Genomic DNA, 18483 nt, shown 5'->3' with positions numbered 1-18483 from the left:
CGGGCTGGCGACGTCATACTACCGACCCGCTGACGCGGACGGTGAAGGCGTGGCCGAAGGCGCGGCGGAGGCTGCGGGGGCCGGGCTGGCCTGCGGGGCAGTCGCCGGGATCTTGGCCTCCGCGTCCATGGCCTTCTTCAGCGCCGCGGCAATCTTCTTCTGCGCGTCGCCGTAGGCAGCGAAGTCGCCGGCTGCAAGCGCGCTCTGGCCGGCCTGGATGGCCGAGTTCGCCTCATCCAGCGCCGCCTTCAACTGGGCCTTGGCATCCGCCTCGGCGGGGGTGGCAGGCGCTGCCGGACCTGCCGGAGTCTGTCCGTTGTTGGCGGAGTCACCCGCTGCCGCACCCGAATCCCCACCGAAGAGCTGCTTGAGCGCAGCGTCCAGGGTAGGCGCGAAGCCCACCTTGTCGCCGAACGCCACCAGGACGCGCTGCAACGTTGGGTAGGATGTCTCACCCGTCGACTTGAGGTAAACCGGCTGGACATAGAGGATGCCGCCGCCCACGGGCAGGGTGAGCAGGTTGCCGTTCAGGACGTCCGATGCTCCCTGCCGCAGCAGGTTGAGCGCCTGCGACACGGTGGGATCGGAGTTGAACTTGTTCTGCGCCTGGCCGGGACCGGGAACCTGGGTCTCCGGCGGGATCTGCAGCAGCCGCAGCTTGCCGTAGCCGTCCGCCTTCACGCCGGCCTGGTTGCCTGCATCGGAGTCGGCGGCGAGGAAGCCGTACAGCACGTTGCGGGCATTTCCGTTGACGATCTGCGGGATGAATGAGGACGTCAGCTGGAAGGCCGGCTTCTCCTGGTCAGGCATCTGCAGCGACATGTAGAACGGCGGCTGCTTCACATCCGTACTCACGGTCGGGTCAGCCGGGGTGCTCCAGGCATCGTTGTTCTTGTAGAAGCTGGTGGGATCCGTCACGTGGTATTGCCCCAGCAGTTCACGCTGGACCTTGAACAGGTCCTCCGGGTACCGGACGTGGCTCATCAGGGCGCCGGACATCTCGGAGTACGGCTTCAGCGTCGACGGGAAGACCTTCTGCCAGGCCTTCAGGACAGGATCGGTGTCGTCCCAGGCATACAGGGTGACCGAACCGTCATAGGCATCCACCGTTGCCTTCACCGAATTGCGGATGTAGTTCACGGTGCTGTTGGGCAGGGCCACGGCGCGGCCGGAAGTAGTCTGCGAATCAGCGGTGGCATCGGACAATGACTTCTGCTGTGAGTATGGGAAGTACTGGCTGGTGGTGTAGCCGTCCACGATCCACTTGACCCGGCCGTCCACGACTGCCGGATACGCACCGCCGTCAACGGTCAGGTAGGGGGCCACCTTCTGGACCCGCTCGCGCGGGTTGCGGTCGTAGAGGATCTGCGACTCCGGGTTCACGCCGTCGGACAGCAGCAGGTCTGAGGACTGGAATTTGATGGCGTAGAGGATTTTGTTGAAGAACGAGCCAACGTTGGGGCCACCGTTGCCCTTGAAGGTGTACTGGGTCTCCCCCTCCCCTTCCTTGCCGGAAGGCCGGTCCTGCTCGCGGGGCGTAGCGCCGTCGGGGGCGCCCACGATCGAGTACTCAGGGGAGGACTCGCCGAAGTAGATGCGGGGTTCGTAAGTGTTGTCATTGCCCAGCACGCCTGTCGACGGGATACCGGACTGAAGGAATTCGGGTTTGCCGTCAGCCGTGAACTTGTTGCCCTTGGCAGCCACAACCCCATAGCCGTGCGTGTACACCACGTGCTGGTTCAGCCAGCCCTGCTGGTTGGTGGCCACGTTCGTGGGGTTCAGTTCACGCACCGCGATGACGGTGTCCTGGATCTTGCCGTCCACCTCGTAACGGTCCACATTGAGGGCCTTGGGGAACTGGTAGTACGGGCGGTACTGTTCCAGCTGCGCAAAGGCGTCTGAAATGAGGTTCGGGTCCAGGAGGCGGATGTTGGCCGTGGTCTGCGCATCGGGGGCCAGGGCGCCGGTGTTGGCGGTGTTGGTGGCCTCGTACCGGGTTTCCTCGATACCGTCCAGGCCGTAGGCCTTGCGCGTGTTCTCGATGTTGCGCTTGATGTATTCGCTTTCCAGCGTCTGCTCCGATGGGCGGACCTGGAACTGCTGGATGACCCAGGGATAAACACCGCCGGCCAGGATGGACGTGATGATCAGCATTGCCGTGCCGATCACCGGCAGGCGCCAACGGCCGATTACGGCCGCCACGATGAACAGGATGGCCACCAGCACGGCGGCCACGGCGAGAATGGCCTTGGTGGGGATGACGGCGTTGACATCCGTGTAGAGGGCACCGGCCCAGCGGCCGCCGTTGTTCTGCACGGAAGAGTAACGGTCCAGCCAGAAGTTGACGCCCAGGAGCACCAGGAACGCGGCGCCGGTCACTGCGATGTGGATCTGCGCGGCGCGGCTGGTGAACACGCCGCGCTCCATTAGGCGGATGCTGCCGTAGAGGTAGTGGGTGAGGATGCCGGCGATGCCCGCAATCACCACCACGCTGATCAGGAATCCGGTTACAAACCCGAGGAACGGCAAGGTCATCAGGTAGAAGCTGATGTCCATGTTGAACTGCGGATCGGCCTGGCCAAAGCCCACCTGGTTGAAGAACAGCAGGACTTTCTGCCACTGGCTGGCGGCTGCGCTGCCGGCAAACAAGCCAAAGAGGACGGGCAGGCCAATCATGACAATCCTGCGGACAGGCTCCAGCTGTGCCTGGTACCGGTTGAGGTTGTCCCGGACCTCCGAGTCAGGCGCGTAGACCGGCCTGGCGTTGTAGGCAATGCGGATCGAGAAGAAGACGGCCGCGAACATGATGGCGAAGCCGGCCACGAAGGTTGCGATCTTGGCGAGGTTCTCGGTGACGAAGACCTCGACGAAGCCCAGCTGCCGGTACCAGAGGACATCGGTCCAGACGTTGGCGAAGAAAATGAAGCCCACTACCACCAGGGCGACAACGATCAACGTGGGCGTCAGGGCGCCGCGTCGTGAAGGGGGTCTGCCTGTGGACATGGTGCTGGCGGGACGGGACAAACTGGGTACCTCATAGCTGGTCGTCGAGATTCGAAGCGTGCGAGCGACGTACGGTACCGGTCAAACGGCTGGTTTCGTCCGTCATCTGTGCCACGAGTGGCGGTGGAGCTTAGTTCCTGTCGAGTCTAGTTGGGCTCAGTCTAGTGCTGGCGCAGGTGCTATTTGCCGGTGCAGGCAGGAAGTGCGGAGGTATCCTGCCCGCTTCCGGCCAGCTCCACTGCGTGCCGGGCCTCGGCCAGGTTCTGCACCCTGACTACTTGGAGTCCGTCGGGAACGTGGCCGGCAACCTCGTCACAGTTGCCGGCGGGCGCTAGGAAAAGGGTGGCACCGGCGGAGCGCGCACCCCGCATCTTCTGGCCGATGCCACCGATCGGGCCCACCGTTCCTTCCGGGGAGATGGTGCCGGTGCCGGCAATGTGCTTGCCGCCCGTGAGGTCACCGGGCGTGACCGTATCGATGATGCCCAGCGAGAACATAAGCCCTGCGCTGGGGCCGCCCACCTTGTCCAGGGAGATCTGCACCTGGAAAGGGAAAGTGAAGAGATATTTCAGCATGACACCCAGGATGAAGCGGCCCTGGCCATTGTCCTTGGGAGTGATTTGGACAGTGACCGGCTGGCCTGCACGCTCAACTGTCACCGTTGCCGGGACCCCCTTGCCCTCGGCCAGTTCATCCTGGACAACGGAGAGCGAGGTGATGTCCTTGCCGTTGATGGCCTTGAGGATGTCCCCTTGCTGGATCTTGCCTGCCGACGCCGAATCCTTGGACAGACCCGCGGCCTGCAGCTGCTGTCCGAACGGGATCTTCAGTTCGTTCAGTGCGGAGGCCACGGCATTCTCCTGCGACGTGGCCATGGCCACCGCGCTCTGTTCCTGCGCCTCTTCCTTCGTGGTGCCGGTCGGATAGATCAGTTCCACCGGATAGACGGACTTGGAGCCGTCCAGCCAGGCGGAGAAGGCACTGAGGATGCTGACGGAGCCGGTGGGGCCGCCGTCAACGTAGACGGTGGTCAGGTCCAGGCTCCCGGCAGCGGGATACGTTTCATGGCCGCTCACATTAATCACGGGGTGGCCCTGGCTCTCCCCCAGCGTGTTGTAGGTGGGGCCGGGCGACTCGATGACGTAAGGCACCGGCAGTGTACCCACCGCAATTCCCAACCCCAGCGCAGCCAGCCCGGCGATCATCATGGTGGACAGCCGCCTGCCGGGACGTCCGCCGTCGGCCGCTTCAACCCCGCGGTCCGCCTCCACGGCGTCGCCGCTTCCGGCGCTTTCCGGCGTGCTGCCAGGGCCAAAGGGGCCGGCAGCGGAGAAGGGGGAAACGTCGGGAACGTGGTCCTCGGAGGGATGTCCGCCACGGGTTGTAGTCACCCCACCAACACTACGCGGTGACGGCTCGCCGGGGGCGCTTTGCCTACAGCGAACGACGGCGGCGGGCGGCAGACAGCCGACCCGCGCCGGGGTACCGTGAAGGTTGATCAACAGTCACACCAGCGATCGGCGGGACCATGACCTCCAACCCACTCAATCCGTCCAACGGCGACGACAATCCGAAGGATCCGTTGACCGAAATGCTGCAGAACCTGATGGGCGGCAAGGGGATGGAGAACTTCGACCCCGCCGAACTGGCCAAGGCGGCCGGGCTGCCGGACGACCCCAACCTGCTGGCACAGATGTTCTCACAGGTGCAGGCGATGATGAGCGCCCCGTCGGAGGGCCCCGTCAACTGGACCCTGGCCCACGACAATGCCCGCCGTGTGGCCGCAAGCAGCTCTGATCCGTCGGTCACGGCGCAGCAGTCGCGGGATGTGGACGAAGCCCTACGCCTCGCTGAGCTGTGGCTGGACCCCGTCACCGATTTGCCCTCCACCGGCCTGATCGGCAAGGCGTGGTCGCGCGCCGAATGGGTGGAAGCCACACTGGGGACCTGGAAGCGGCTCACGGAGCCCGTGGCCAACAGCATCGCCAACGCCCTCTCCTCCGCCATGACGGAGCAGATGCCCGAGGAAATGAAGGCCATGATGGGCGGCGCCTCGTCCATGCTGCAGAACATGGGCGGCGCGATCTTCGGCATGCAGCTGGGGCAGGCCATCGGCGCGTTGTCCCAGGACGTGGTGAGCTCCACCGACATCGGTGTGCCGCTCGCCGACCTTGAAATGGCGCTCCTGCCAACAAATGTCGCCGCATTCGGTGCAGGCCTGTCCCTGCCCGAGAACGACATCCGGCTGTTCCTTGCCGTGCGCGAAGCCGCGCACGCGCGCCTCTTCGTGCAGGTCCCGTGGCTGCGCGGACACCTGCTGGGCGCCATAGAGGCCTACGCCCGTGGCATCCACATCGACACCTCACGCATTGAGGAGCTTGCCCGCGACCTGGACCCCAGCAATCCCGAGGGCATCCAGGAGGCCCTGTCCCAGGGCGTCTTCATGCCGCAGCGGACCCCCGCCCAAGAGCAGGCGCTGGAGAAGCTCGAGACCGCGCTGGCCCTGGTGGAGGGCTGGGTGGATGAACTGACCGCTGCTGCCACGGAGAAGGTCCTGCCGTCCGCCGCCGCGCTGCGCGAAACAGTGCGGCGCCGGCGCGCAACCGGCGGGCCCGCCGAACACGCCTTCGCTTCCCTGGTGGGACTTGAGTTGCGCCCGCGCAGGCTCCGCGACGCCGCCACCCTGTGGGCCACCCTGAAGGAGGAGCGGGGCATCGAGGGCCGTGACGCCATCTGGCACCACCCCGACCTGCTGCCCACTGCCGAGGACTTGGATGACCCCAAGGGCTTCAGCTCCCGCCGTAAGCTGGCCGAGGCCAGCGACAGCGAGGTGGACGATGCGCTGCAGAAGCTGCTCAGCGGCGGCTTCGAGGACACCAACGATACTGACAACAGCGCCGGGGGCGGCGACTCCGGAGGCGAGGACTCCCCAGGCCAGGACGACGACGGCGGTACAGACCAGCCAAGGGGCTGACACTTTGCTGGCGGGCCAGGATTCCCTGGCCCGCCAGCGTGTTTAAGGACCGGGAGCCGTGTTGAAGGTCCGGGAGCCGTGTTCAAGGACCGGGAGCAGGGGCGGAGTGCCCGGAAAAGTCCTAGTCGGCGTCGTCGGACCACTCGCCGGGCAGCTGCCCAGTGCCTGTCTGGCTCTCCGCCGCGTCCCCTTTGTCCAGACCCCGGGGCGCCAGGCCGCGGGACGTTGCAAACGAGACGCCCTCAAGGAACGCCTTGGCCCGCTGGGTTTCCGGATAGGCCTCCAGCAGCTTCCAGAAAGCCGCGTTGTGCGAGGCCACCAGGAGGTGGGCAAGCTCGTGGAGCAGGACATAGTCGATGACCCACTGCGGCATGGGCTGTAGCTTGTCCGACAGTCGGATGGTTCCGTCGGCCGGGGTGGCGGACCCCCACCGGGAGTTCTGGTTGCCCACCCATCGGACGGCAGCAGGACGTGACCGGCCTCCAAGATACTGGGCGGACAGCTCTGCCGCATGGGCTGCAAGGGCCTCATCAGTGGCAGGACGCCGCCGGCCGGATGCAGCGTGCCGCTCCCCTTGTTTGTGCAGTTTGGCCAGCATGCGGTGGACCCACTCGCGCTCCTGGGCTGCCGTGAACCGGGCCGGGATGGCAACCACCGCCGTCCCGTCCTCCCAAAACGCAGCAACCGTGCGGGTGCGCCGGGCAGACCGCCGCACCTCCACGGGGGAACCGTCCGCTGTGGTCAGGGCCGCGGCCGGCCGGGGTGCTGCCTGCCGGGCAGGTGCCTGCCGCGAGCTGCTGTTGGGGCTGCGCCTCACAGGACCGAGCTTTCGGCCAGGACCCGGAGGACGTCTTCCCCGTACCTTTCCAGCTTGGAGGGACCCACGCCGGCGAGTCCCGACAGTTCCTCCATCGACGCGGGCCTGGCTTCGGCGATGGCAGTAAGGGTGGCATCGGTGAAGACCACGAACGCCGGAACGTCCGCTGATTGCGCCACTTCCCGGCGCCAGCTGCGCAGGGCGTCGAAGGTCTGTTCCTCATAAGTGGGCGGACACGCATTGCAGCGGCCCACCTTCCGTTCAGCTCCCGTGGCAAGCATGCTGCCGCAGACCCGGCAGACGGCGGGGGCGGCAGCCTTGCGGCGCGGTACGGTTCCCTTTGCGCGGGTGCTTGAACTTGCCACCGAGTCAGGCCGCAGGCCGTCAAGGAACCGGGACGGCTTGCGGTTGGCCCGGCCCCCTGGTGTCCTTGCCGTGCTCCACGAGAGGGACAGGTGTTCCCGTGCACGGGTGATGCCGACGTACAGCAGCCGCCGCTCTTCATCCACCGATTCAGGCGAATCGGCGAAGGAGATGGGCATCAGCCCTTCGCTGAGGCCCACCAGGAAGACGGCATCCCATTCCAGGCCCTTGGCAGCATGGAGGGAAGCGAGCGTAACGCCCTGCACGGTGGGCGCGTGCTGGGCGAGGGAGCGTTCCTGGAGTTCGTTGACGAAGTCCCCCAGGCCGAACTGGGCTCCGCGGTTCTGCACGAGTTCATCGGCCAGCGCCACGAGTGCCGCCAACGACTCCCAGCGTTCGCGCAGGGCCCCGCCGCTGTGCGGCGCGGAATCGGTGTAGCCCAGGGAGGAAACGATGTCGCGCACCAGCTGCCCGAGAGGTTCCGGGGCATCCGTTGGGGACACAGCCCTGGTGGCCGCGCGCAGCTGGAGGATGGCGTCCCGGACTTCCTTGCGGGCAAAGAAGCGCTCACCGCCGCGGAGCTGGTAGCCGATGCCCGCCGCTGCCAATGCCTGCTCGTACGCCTCAGACTGCCCGTTGGTGCGGAAAAGGACGGCCACCTGGCTGGCCGGAGTGCCGGCGTCGAGCAGTGCCTTGATCTTCTGCGCCACGGTGGCGGCTTCCGCTTCATCATCCGTGCACTCCGTGAACTGCGGTGCAGGCCCGGCTGGACGCTGGGCCACAAGCTGCAGGGGCGCGGCCCAGGCGGCGTCAGCGGTGGGCCCTCCGCTGGGGCGGCCGGCCAGCAGGTCATTGGCCAGCTTCACCACCTGAGGCGTTGAACGGTAGTCCCTGATGAGTTTGACCACGTTGGCCTGCGGGTAGCGGGCCTTGAAGTCCAGGAGGTGCCGGGGCGATGCGCCGGTAAAGGAGTAGATGGTCTGGCTGGCGTCACCCACCACGCAGAGTTCGTCCCGCCCGCCGAGCCAGAACTCCAGGAGCCGCTGCTGCAGCGGTGACACGTCCTGGTATTCGTCAACCACGAAGTGCCGGTACTGTTCGCGAACGGTGGCGGCTACCCTTTCGTCCTCCTGCAGGATGCCCACCGTGATCAGCAGGACGTCCTCGAAGTCAATCACGTTGCGGTCGGTTTTCACATCCTCGTAGGACTGGAAGACACGCGCCACCGCTGTGAGGTCGAACCCGCCGGGTGCGCCCCTCCCCTGGGCGTTTTCCAGGTAGTTGGCAGGGGTCAGCATGGATACCTTGGCCCACTCGATTTCCGAGGCAAGGTCGCGGATGGACGCCCGGTCGGTGCTGAGCCTGAGCCGGCGGGCCGCCTCCGCAAGAAGCTGGGCCTTGTGGTCCAGCAGGTTGGGCAGTGTGCCGCCCACAGCCTGCGGCCAAAAGAACTGCAGCTGGCGCAGGGCGGCAGCATGGAACGTCCTTGCCTGCACATTTCCCGCGCCGAGGTCCCGCAGGCGGCTGCGCATCTCAGCGGCCGCGCGGGCGGTGAAGGTGACTGCGAGAACGCGCTGCGGTGTGTAAACCCCGGAGTGCACGCCGTAGGCGATGCGGTGGGTGATGGCGCGGGTCTTCCCGGTTCCCGCCCCGGCCAGCACGCACAACGGACCGTTCAGGGTGCTGGCCACCTCACGCTGTTCGTCGTCCAGCCCTCCAAGGATCCGGTCCTCAAGGGAACCGGATCCATCAAAATTCTCTGTAGTCACTTCTGCTGCTTTGTTTCTCGACTACCGCGTGCTGGTGTCTGGTGAATGGAATAACTTAGGCGTCGGCCAGGTCCTGGATCCGGCCGCCGTACCAGTGCTCGATCAGGGAACGGGCGATGGAAAGCCTGGTGGAAATGGTGATCTCCCCACTGAGCACCGCATCCTGGAGTTCCCCGCGGCTGAACCAGCGGGCCCTGGTGACCTCCACGCCGTCGGGCGTTGCTTCGGCGTCCTCGGTAACGGCGGTAAATCCAAGCATAAGGGAGGCCGGGAACGGCCACGACTGGGAGCCCAGGTACTGGCAGGCGGTGACGCGCACCCCCACCTCTTCCTGGATCTCGCGGACTACGGCTTCCTCGAGCGACTCTCCTGGCTCGACGAAGCCGGCCAGGGTGGAGTAGTTCCGGGCTTCCGGAGGGCCGCCGCCGCCCAGGAGCAGCCGGCCGTCCGGTCCTACCACCGTGACAATGATGGCGGGATCAGTCCGGGGAAAATGTTCTGAATTGTCTGCCGGGCACCGGCGCACCCAGCCGCCGGCTTCCACCTCTGTGGGTGTCCCGCAACGGGGGCAGTGGGTGTGGGCTGCGTGCCAGTTGGCGATGGCGCTGGACTCGACGAAAAGGGCAGTGGAGGTGGCGGTCAATCCTGCCGCGACCTCCCGGAACCCGGCCCAGGCTGCGTCGGCAGGAATCCCGGCGGTGCCAGGTTCCGGGGGTTCAGGCAGCACGAACAGCAACAGCTCGGTCCCGGCTGGGAGATCGGCGGGGGGCAGGGCCGACCCCAGGTATACGACGAGCTCCGGCGCGAATCCTGCCGCATTGAGTTCCGCAAGGAGGTCCCTGGCCCCAGTCAGGACCAGGCTGCTCCCCCGCACCAGCCCCTGGCGCCGGGACACGACTGCGGCCACAGCCTCCGGACCGGCCAGCAGCTCATCCACCATGCCGGGCCTGCCGCGCACGGCAGATCCGCGGTCCACCAGGGCCGGCCTCACCGGAAGCAGGGTGTCCACAAGGTGGTTTGCCGGCAGTGGTGCGGGCACGGCCTGATGGACGGGTGTTACGGACTCCGCGTGGCTCATGGTTCCACCGTACTGACTGCCACCGACATTTCACATTTCCCGGGCGTCCGTCCGGGTTGGTTTCCGGGATTTGCAGCTATCTCAAGACTCGCCGCGGCCGGACCGCCTTCTGGGACGGCGCGCAACTTACCGTGGAACGGTGAGAAGAAAACCGATTGAACTGGCGGCGATTGCAACCGCGGCAGTCCCCGGACTGACCCCGACGGCCGTTAGCTCTGCGCCGGATGACCCAGCGGACTTCGACTCAGCCCTGCTCCTTGACTCCGAGGGAAAGCGCTGGCGGGTACGGTCGCCGCGGCACGCCGAAGCCAGCGCCCGGCTCGAAACGGAGTTCCTCGTGCTGCGTGCTTTCGCGCCGGGGGTCCGGGCGGAACTGCCGTTCCTCATGCCGACCGTGGCGGGCAGCGTCCGGTTGGGGGCCCTAACCACTTTCGTATACTCGCACCTGTCCGGCAGCACGCGCAGCGTCGAGGAATTAACGTCCGGCCCCGCCGCGCTGGGCCGCGAAATCGGTTCCGCCCTGGCTGCAATCCATGACCTGCCGCGGTCACTGGTCAGCAACGCCGATCTTCCCAGCTACACCCCCAACGAGTTCCGCCAACGGAGGCTGAACGAACTGGACCAGGCTGCAACCACCGGGAAGATACCCGCCACCCTGCTGCGCCGGTGGGAACACGCCATGGAGGATGTTTCGCTGTGGCGGTTCAACCCCTGTGTGGTGCACGGCGACCTGCACGAGGACAACCTGCTGGTGGAGTCCGGACGTGTTACCGCAGTCACCGGCTGGACGGATCTGCGCATCGGCGACCCTGCCGACGACTTTGCCTGGTTGGTGGCATCCAACGAGCAGGACTTCATCGACACGGTGCTGGCCGCCTACACGTCCAGCCGGCGCGACGTCCCGGACCAGCACCTGCTGCGCCGGGCCGCCCTGTCCGCGGAGTTCGCCCTGGCGCAGTACCTGGTCAAAGGCCTGGCCGCGGGTGATCCTGAAATGGTCAGCGAAGCGGAGGGAATGCTGGAAAGCCTCGCCAGCGACATCGCCGAGTACGGCGGGCAGCCCATCAGCGTCGAGCCGCTGCCGGCCAAGAACGGGCCGGATACGTCCGGAGCAGCAGCACCTGCCGCTGCCGGAGCTTCCGCAACAGCCCATGTAACGGGGAGTGGCGGTTCAGCCGTCACTCCCGCCGTTACTGTCATCCCCGTCCCCGCGCAAACCGGCCCTGGCCAACCTGGCCCTGCCAGCCCTGAGGGCACCCACGCCGATCCCGCCAGCCCTGCGGGCGCCCAACCTGCGACCGTTCAGCCTGGTCCGGCCACACCTTCCGGACAGGCACGGCCTGCCGTAGGCGCCCAGCCGGCAGCCCAGGCAGAGCTGGCAGGACGCCCCCGTCCTGCCGTGCATGTAGCCCCCATTCCGGTGGAACCACCCGCGGCCGAAGGCGAGGCCCAGGCGGGGCCGGGTAAGGAAGAAAAGGGTCCGGACGACACCTCAACTGCCGCTATTTCCGTCATCAACGTCAAACAGGGCTGAGCTTCGCAGGGAGCGGCCCGTGTCGGCTGGAGAGTAGGCCGCGACGCGTTCGTGCCGGTGCCCCCAGGCGCGGCGGTCCTGGCCCGCCGGTCCTAGGGGCGGCTGAGCGCCGCAGCAACGATTCCTTCCAGCTCAGCCGCCGTTCCCAGGTCGTGCGGCCGGACGACGGCGTTATCGCCAACGTAAAAGAATGCTGCCCGCACATCCTCCAGCGGCACATCCTTCAGTCGCGCCCACGCGAGCCGGTACACCGCGAGTTGGATTGAACGGGTCTTCAGCTGTTCCCCGGACGGGCGGCGTCCGGTTTTCCAGTCCACCAGGTCCCAGCGGCCATCGGCGTCCTGGAAGACGGCATCCACCCGTCCGCGGACCACAACCTCGCCCACCCTGGTTTCCACCGGGACCTCCACGAACGCGGGCGACCTGTCGGCCCACGGGGAGGCCTTGAAGGTGGCCACCATTTCGTCGAGGTTGTAAGCGGCATCGATGTGGTCGTCTGAACCCGGCGCTTCACCGAGGTCCAGCATCCCTGCCGTTCCAAAGTACTCCTCAACCCAGGCGTGGAAAGCGGTGCCCTTGCGCGCCGACATACCAGGTTCACGCGGCACGGGCCGGCGCAGCCGTCCCAATACGGCGCTGGGGTCGTCGCCGAGGTCAACCAGGGTTGAAGCGGAAATGTGGGTGGGCAGATGAATATCCTGGCCACCGGACCTCTTTGCCCTGCGCTCCAGCAGCAAGGCTGCTTCACGGGCCCAGCCTGCCGCCACACCCGCAAGCTCGGGCCGGGCCCCGGACAGTGGGCTGTTCTCCTTCCCGGGAGCGCTGTGGTTCCCTGCCACCTCTCCGGGAACCGGCCTGCCGGCGCCTGCCTCCAGGATCCCCCGCACGCGCTGGGCGGCTGCTTCCATGGCTGTACGCCGTCCGCGGGCCAAGCGAAGGCGTTCACCGCTCCGCGGATCCACCGGTCCTTCCAGTGGATCGTATGGCCAGCCTGCTTCTTCTGTTTCGAGGGTCAGCGGGCTCTGGTCAGGAAGGTCGGCTTCCGCCAGCGACAGCGGGTGGACCACCGCATTCGGAGACGGGACGCCGTCCGCCGGCTGGGTCAAGGCTTCAAGCTCGGCAAGGAAGGGTGACATCTCCGCCCGCCCGGCCCGTGAACCAACCCAGGCGGCGCTGGACACCCACAGCACGTGCTTGGCCCTGGTGTAGGCAACATAGGCCAGGCGCCGTTCCTCCGACTCGCCATGTGCCTGTACGCCGGCCTTGTAGTCCTTCTCGGCATCCAGCCAGCCTTTCTGGTCCGGCTGGTCAAGGTCCCACTGGGGGAGGTCCGCGCGGTCCCCGCGCAGGGGCCAGGGCAGCGCGGCGGCGCCGCTGCTCCAGCGGGAGTCCCTGTCGCTGGGGAAGGCGCCCGCATTCATTCCGGGCACAAACACCACATCCCATTCCAGGCCCTTGGACGCGTGCACGGTCAGCAGCTGCACCGCTTCCCGGTTGACGTCGCTGGCAGGAGCTTCCAACCCGTTTTCTTCCGCCGATGCAGCCTCCAGCCAGGACAGGAAGGCGAGGATGTCCACCCGCTGGGAGGTGCGGAGGAAGCCGGCAGCTGCATCCTGGAAGGCGTCGAGGTTGCGGCGGGCCTGGTGGATGCTGATCCCTGGGCGGGCCGCCACCTCGATATCCAGCAGCATGGCCCTCTCTACCTCACCCAGAAGTGTGGTCAGGTCGTCACCCAGATAGGCCCGCAGCTGCCGCAGCTCAATCGACAAGCGCGACAACCGGCTGCGCGCCCCCATGCTGAGGGTACGTCCAGTCGGCGACGTCCACCCGTCCCGGGGAAGGAAGTCCAAAGCTTCCACCAGGCTGGCGCCGTCAGTCAGGTCACCTTCGAGGATTGGCGCATCCGTCTCGTCGCTGTCGGTGTCAAGGCTGTGGTCGTCGAATCCCTGTGCAGCCGTTCCACGGCTCCGCGCCAGCTGGCTTGACCAGTCGCGCAATGCCATGAGGTCGGCGGGACCTATCCGCCACCGGGCACCGGCAAGCAGCCGCATCAGGGCATCGGAGCGGCCAGGATCGGCAAGCACCCGCAGGGTGGCAACAAGGTCGACGATCTCCGGGGTGTCCAGCAGACCGCCAAGACCCACGATTTCGTAAGGGATTGCCCGGGCTTCAAACTGCCGCCGGACGGTCTCCATCTGGGCGCGCCTGCGGCACAGCACTGCGATGGCCGGAGGTTCGGCAGTGCCGTCGGGTTTCAGCTCAAAGTCGGTGACCCGGTATTTCAGGACGTCGTCGGCCAAGGCGGCGGCCTCCTCCACGTCGCTGGCAAAGCGGCCAAGCACCACAGTCCCCTCCACGGCAAATGGACTCGGCTGCAATGGAGGGACCTCAGCGGCCGCGGCCTTGCCCCCGGCAGGTCCATTTTGTGCAGCTGCCCTGCCGAGGGACTGCGACATGACATTGGCGGCCGAGAGGATGGACCGGCCGTTCCGCCACGCTGTCGTCAGGTAGGAAGTTGGAGCGGGCGCCCAACCCGCTCCAGGTTCCGCCGCGCGGGTACGGACCGGAAACTCGCGGACGAAGTGGAACAACTGTCCGGCCGACGCGCCACGGAACCCATAAATTGATTGATTGGGGTCACCGACCGCTGTAACCGCATGGCCGCCGCCGAAGAGACGGGAAAAGAGGACCAGCTGCGCGTAGGACGTGTCCTGGAACTCGTCCAGCAGAACCACCTTGTACCGCTGCCGCTCCATTTGGGCCGCCAACGGGACATCCTGTGCCACCTTGGCGGCGAGCGCCACCAGGTCGCCGAAATCGAGTGCGCCCCGGGCACGCTTGGCCGCGGCGTAACGGCCTACCATGTCCGCGACGCTTGCGCGGGTCCGCAGCATACCCGCAAGGTCCGCGGCCGCTTTGGGCGGGTTCTTCATCTTGCCGGCCACGTAAGGCAGTGACTCAAACTCCGAAAGGCGCGCCATGAGCCACGCTTCGACGTCCTCGGGTTCCTGGAGGTGCTCGGCACACTCTCCCGCCAACTGGATGACGGCTTTGACCAAGGTGGATTTGGCGGCCCGGAAGTGGGCGTATTCGCCGTCGTACGCCTCCACCACTTCGCTTGCCAACTGCCAGGCCTGCGCTCCGCCCAGCAGTACCACGTCACGCTCCACGCCAAGCCGCAACCCATAGTCCGAGACGACGCCACTCGCGAACGAATGGTACGTGGACACCTTGGGCTCCAGGTCGTCGGTGCTCAGCAGGCCCTCCGGGAACATCCTGGTGTCCTTGGCGGCGAGGCGCTGCAGGGCCAGGAGCTTTGACCTGATGCGGCTGGCCAGCTCGCCTGCAGCCTTGCGGGTGAAGGTCACCCCCAGGACCTCCTCCGGGGTGACCCAGCCATTGGCCACCAGCCAAACCACCCGGTCCGCCATGGTGGCGGTCTTTCCCGATCCTGCTCCGGCGATCACCAGACGGGGTGCCAGGGGCGAGGAAATGATGGCCGACTGCTCAGGTGTAGGGGTGTTCTTTTCGCCGAGCAGCACGGAAAGTTCTTCCGGGCTGAAGCGTACGGGCAGTACATCCTGTGCCGCAGGCAGCGTGGAAAGTGCCTCTCTCATTCGGTCACCTGCCTTCCGCGCACACACAAGGGGCATACCTCGGGGAGCCGGCAACCATGGCCCCCATGGCTGCCCTTTGAGGGGTCGTGCCGGGCAATGAACTCGCTGCCGCCCATGACGGTGGCGGCGTCCTTGACCATGTCCAAGGCCCAGTTCTCCTCCGGGTTTAGTGGTTCCTGCTGCTGGATGGCGGGACTCTTGGCTGTGGTCCCCAGCTGTGCCAGCACCGCTCCCCCGGGCTGCCGGGCTCCGGCGGGTCCGGCGTCGAAGCCGCCGGCCAGTACTGCGGCCTGGTATGCACCAAGCTGCGGATGGCGGGACAGCTCGCCCTTGCCCGGCTGCCGCTTCCCGGTCTTGAGGTCCACCACCACCAGGCGGCCTTCGCCGTCGATCTCCAGCCTGTCCACTTGCCCACGGAGAACCGCTTCCCGCGGCGTCGCTTCATCCACCGCCACCTCGCCAAGGGCCACTTCGAAGTCCTGCTCCACGCCCAGAAGGCTGCGGCCTTCGCTCCTCATGGACAGCACATACTGCGCCAGCTTCCGCACCATGGCCTCGGCGCGCTGGAAGTCCAGCCTTCCCTCCCAGTTGTCCTTCATGCCCAGCACCGGCCAGCGGCGAACGAGTTCAGCCACGTATTCGGATCCGGATGCGTCTGGCATGTCCTGGGCGATTGCATGCACCAGGGTTCCCAGGCTCCGGGCGAAGTCGGTGGCCGGTTCGCCACCTGCTGCCTGGACAAACCAGTCCAAGGGCGACTTTTGCACCGTCTCCACCTTCGATGGGGATACAGAAACGGTCCCGCCGGGCGGAACCACTGCCTCGGAGGATGTCAGGGGGGCCAATCCCCACCAGCTGTCCGGGTGCGCGCCGGCAACGGCCGGTTGCGCGGCGGCAAGGTGTGCCAGGACCTTGGCTGCTTCCTGCGCCTGGGGCAAATCTCCATCCAGCTGGGCATGCTGCCGAAGTTCAGCGACCAGGGCGCGCAGAGTCATGGGCCGTTCCACTTGGGTGAACGGCCTTGCCTCCTGGCCGGGCACCAAGGGCGCAACGAAATCCAGGAAGGACGATGGCTGGTCGTCTTCCGAAGACACCGCGGTACACACCAGCAGTTCGCGTGCCCGCGAGACCGCGGTGGAGAAGCTTCGGAGTTCGTCGTAGCGGATGTCCCGCAGCCGGCTCAAGGGATCGCGCTGGAGGGCGTAGGCGGGACCGTGCTCCACAGCGTCCGCGTACAGGGTGCTTCCGAGAAGTTCACCCCTGAGCCTTGTATTGGGCCATACTCCCTCCTGCAGCCCGGCGATGATCACAACCGGCCATTCCCGGCCTGCCGCACTGGCAGGAGTCATCAGTTCCACAGCATCGTCGAGCTGGGCGCGGGCTGCGAGGGTGTCCATGGGAAGCTCCTGGTTCAGGAGGTATTCGAGGAATTGTTCGGGCCCGGCGCCGGGCATCTGGTCCACATAGCGCTCCGCCGTGTGGAAGAGCGCCATCATTGCGTCAAGGTCACGGTCGGCGCGGGCGCCATGGGGTCCGCCCTCCAGTGCCGCGGCTGTCCACACCCGCGAGAGCCCGGTGGAGTCCCACAGTGCCCACAGCACTGACTCCGCGTTGGCTCCGGGCAGGACTGCTGCCTCCCTCCCAGCATGGATCATGCGGGCAGTGCGGCGGGCGGCGCGGCCCTCGATACCCAACGCACCCAGCGCGCCCGGTTCGAGCAGTGCTTCGACCAACAGGGCGTCACTTGCCCGCCCACCCCCGCCCAGGAGTTCCTCCCGCCGCAGCGATTGCCGCAGCCTGCGCAGCTCAATGGAGGTGGCCCCGCCGATGCGGGAGGTAAGCAATGAAACCGCGGCCTCCGGCGTCAACAGCGCCGGATCCAGGGCGACGGCAAACGCATCAAGGAGGGGACGTACAGCTACCTCGTCCCGGACTGCGGACTCCGCCACCGGTACCCGTACGGCAATGCCCTGTCCGGCAAGGTACCGCTGCAGCTCGCTGACCTGGCCGCCGTTGCGCACGATGACGGCAATGTCCGCCAGGTCGCGGTCGTGGTTGATGTGCTGGTCCAGGATCCGCTGAGCAACATACCGCAGCTCGTGCACGGGAGTGGGGACCAGGTGGGCCTCCACGCTGCCCTCCGACGCCTCATCTGCGGTCTGTCCGGAATTTTCAGGCTCCCCTGCGTCTTCACCCTGCGCAGGCCACGTGGGTTGCTCAAGGCGGCGGGCCAGCTGCCCGCCCGCGCGCTGCGAGATGCGGCCTGCGACGTTCAACCAGGCCTGCGCCACGGCAGGCGCGAGGCCGTGGGCATTCCAAAGCGGGCGCTCGATGACGGCCCCCGTGGCCGAGAGCAGACGGGGCAGTTCAGCCACCAGATCGGGCCGGGCACCCCGGAAGCCCTGGACCACCGTGTCCGGGGATGACGTCACGTAGCAGTCCTTGCCGCCGGTGATGTCCGCCAGTAACTCGAAGATGGCCGGGTTGGCCTCCTGGATATCGTCCACCAGGACCACCTGCAGCCGGGCGCGCTCCGCCGCGAGGAAATCGGGTGAGTCCTGGAAGATCTGCCTGGCCGCCGTGATGATCCCAGCGGGGTCGAAGGCCTCCGGCATCCGCAGGTCCAGGACGTCCCGGTATTCGGCATAGAGGGCCGCTGCGGCCTTCCAGTCCGGCCGGTCGCAGTCATCCGCCAGCTGTGCAAGGTCTTCGGCTGTACGGCCTGATTCAATGATGCGGTCAAAGAGCTGGCGCACTTCCTGGCGGAAGCCGCGGGTCTCCATCGCGCCTTCCAGATCAGCAGGCCAGGGCAATTCCAGTCCTGGCAGCTGGTGGCCCCCTAGGAGTTCCTTGATGATGAGGTCCTGTTCCGGACCCGACAGCAGGCGCGGCGGCCTGGACAGCGGGATGACGCCTTCGGCCTTCGCCCGCCGGATCACGTCGAACGCATATGAAGCCCATGTCCTGGCCGGGGTGGTGCTCAGGCTCCTGTCCAGCCGGGCAGTGAAACGGTCGCGCAGGAAGTCCGCTGCCAGGCGGGTGGGTGCAAGGATCAGCATGCGTTCGGGGTCGACGCCGTCGCGAAAGACGCGCTGGGCGGCGGCCTCGACGAGGACGGTGGTCTTCCCGGTACCCGGGGCGCCAGGCACCAGTACGGGTCCCGAACCCTGCACGACGTCGACCGCTGCCTGCTGATCGGGTGTGAGCCGGGGCACTTCCACATGCAAGCGACGTGGCGGAAGCAGCCGAAGGGCCGGCGACCCCGGCAGGGCGCTGCTGGTTCCAGTGCCTCCTGCACCCGGTGCTGCCGGCTCCTGGCCAGTCCCAG

General features: G+C 66.8%; 9 protein-coding genes. 2 read left to right on the top strand and 7 right to left on the bottom strand.

Translation table 11 applies throughout. The features are described 5' to 3' along the window. Positions 1–18: 18 nt before the first annotated feature. Together ACETK3_RS00800 and ACETK3_RS00795 are read right to left on the bottom strand one after the other, a co-directional pair. On the bottom strand, positions 19–3003 hold the full coding sequence (locus tag ACETK3_RS00800) for a UPF0182 family protein (protein WP_236798944.1): 2985 nt from the start codon (positions 3001–3003) through the stop codon (positions 19–21). A 179-nt stretch (positions 3004–3182) separates the two neighbouring features. Beyond that, positions 3183–4394 carry a PDZ domain-containing protein gene (locus tag ACETK3_RS00795; RefSeq protein ID WP_373992358.1) on the bottom strand — a complete coding sequence of 404 codons (1212 nt, stop codon included), beginning with the start codon at positions 4392–4394 and terminating at the stop codon, positions 3183–3185. Between the two features lie 137 nt (positions 4395–4531). Here ACETK3_RS00795 and ACETK3_RS00790 point away from each other — a divergent pair, with 137 nt between their 5' ends. After that, positions 4532–5977 (top strand): zinc-dependent metalloprotease, encoded by a 1446-nt coding sequence (locus ACETK3_RS00790; RefSeq protein WP_373992357.1) that lies wholly within the window; start codon positions 4532–4534, stop codon positions 5975–5977. A 121-nt stretch (positions 5978–6098) separates the two neighbouring features. Here ACETK3_RS00790 and ACETK3_RS00785 read toward each other — a convergent pair whose 3' ends face one another. The 3 genes from ACETK3_RS00785 to nudC form a co-directional block, all read right to left on the bottom strand. Continuing rightward, on the bottom strand, positions 6099–6722 hold the full coding sequence (locus ACETK3_RS00785) for a YgjP-like metallopeptidase domain-containing protein (protein ID WP_373992419.1): 624 nt from the start codon (positions 6720–6722) through the stop codon (positions 6099–6101). Positions 6723–6790: 68 nt separating this feature from the next. After that, positions 6791–8926 (bottom strand): UvrD-helicase domain-containing protein, encoded by a 2136-nt coding sequence (locus tag ACETK3_RS00780; protein ID WP_373992356.1) that lies wholly within the window; start codon positions 8924–8926, stop codon positions 6791–6793. A 55-nt stretch (positions 8927–8981) separates the two neighbouring features. Beyond that, on the bottom strand, positions 8982–10004 hold the full coding sequence (gene nudC, locus ACETK3_RS00775) for an NAD(+) diphosphatase (RefSeq protein WP_373992355.1): 1023 nt from the start codon (positions 10002–10004) through the stop codon (positions 8982–8984). A 139-nt stretch (positions 10005–10143) separates the two neighbouring features. Here nudC and ACETK3_RS00770 point away from each other — a divergent pair, with 139 nt between their 5' ends. Continuing rightward, positions 10144–11538 carry a phosphotransferase gene (locus tag ACETK3_RS00770; protein WP_373992354.1) on the top strand — a complete coding sequence of 465 codons (1395 nt, stop codon included), beginning with the start codon at positions 10144–10146 and terminating at the stop codon, positions 11536–11538. 92 nt (positions 11539–11630) lie between these two features. Here ACETK3_RS00770 and ACETK3_RS00765 read toward each other — a convergent pair whose 3' ends face one another. Then, on the bottom strand, positions 11631–15155 hold the full coding sequence (locus ACETK3_RS00765; protein WP_373992353.1) for a UvrD-helicase domain-containing protein: 3525 nt from the start codon (positions 15153–15155) through the stop codon (positions 11631–11633). Beyond that, a complete protein-coding gene (locus ACETK3_RS00760; RefSeq protein WP_373992352.1) occupies positions 15152–18370 on the bottom strand; it encodes an ATP-dependent helicase in 3219 nt (1072 codons plus the stop codon). Before ACETK3_RS00760 ends, ACETK3_RS00765 begins: the two co-directional genes overlap by 4 nt. Positions 18371–18483 lie beyond the last annotated feature (113 nt).

Source organism: Arthrobacter sp. E44, assembly GCF_041877125.1.
GTDB lineage: Bacteria > Actinomycetota > Actinomycetes > Actinomycetales > Micrococcaceae > Arthrobacter.
Note: the sequence above shows the minus strand (reverse complement) of the source record. Positions and strands in the feature narration are given on the sequence as shown.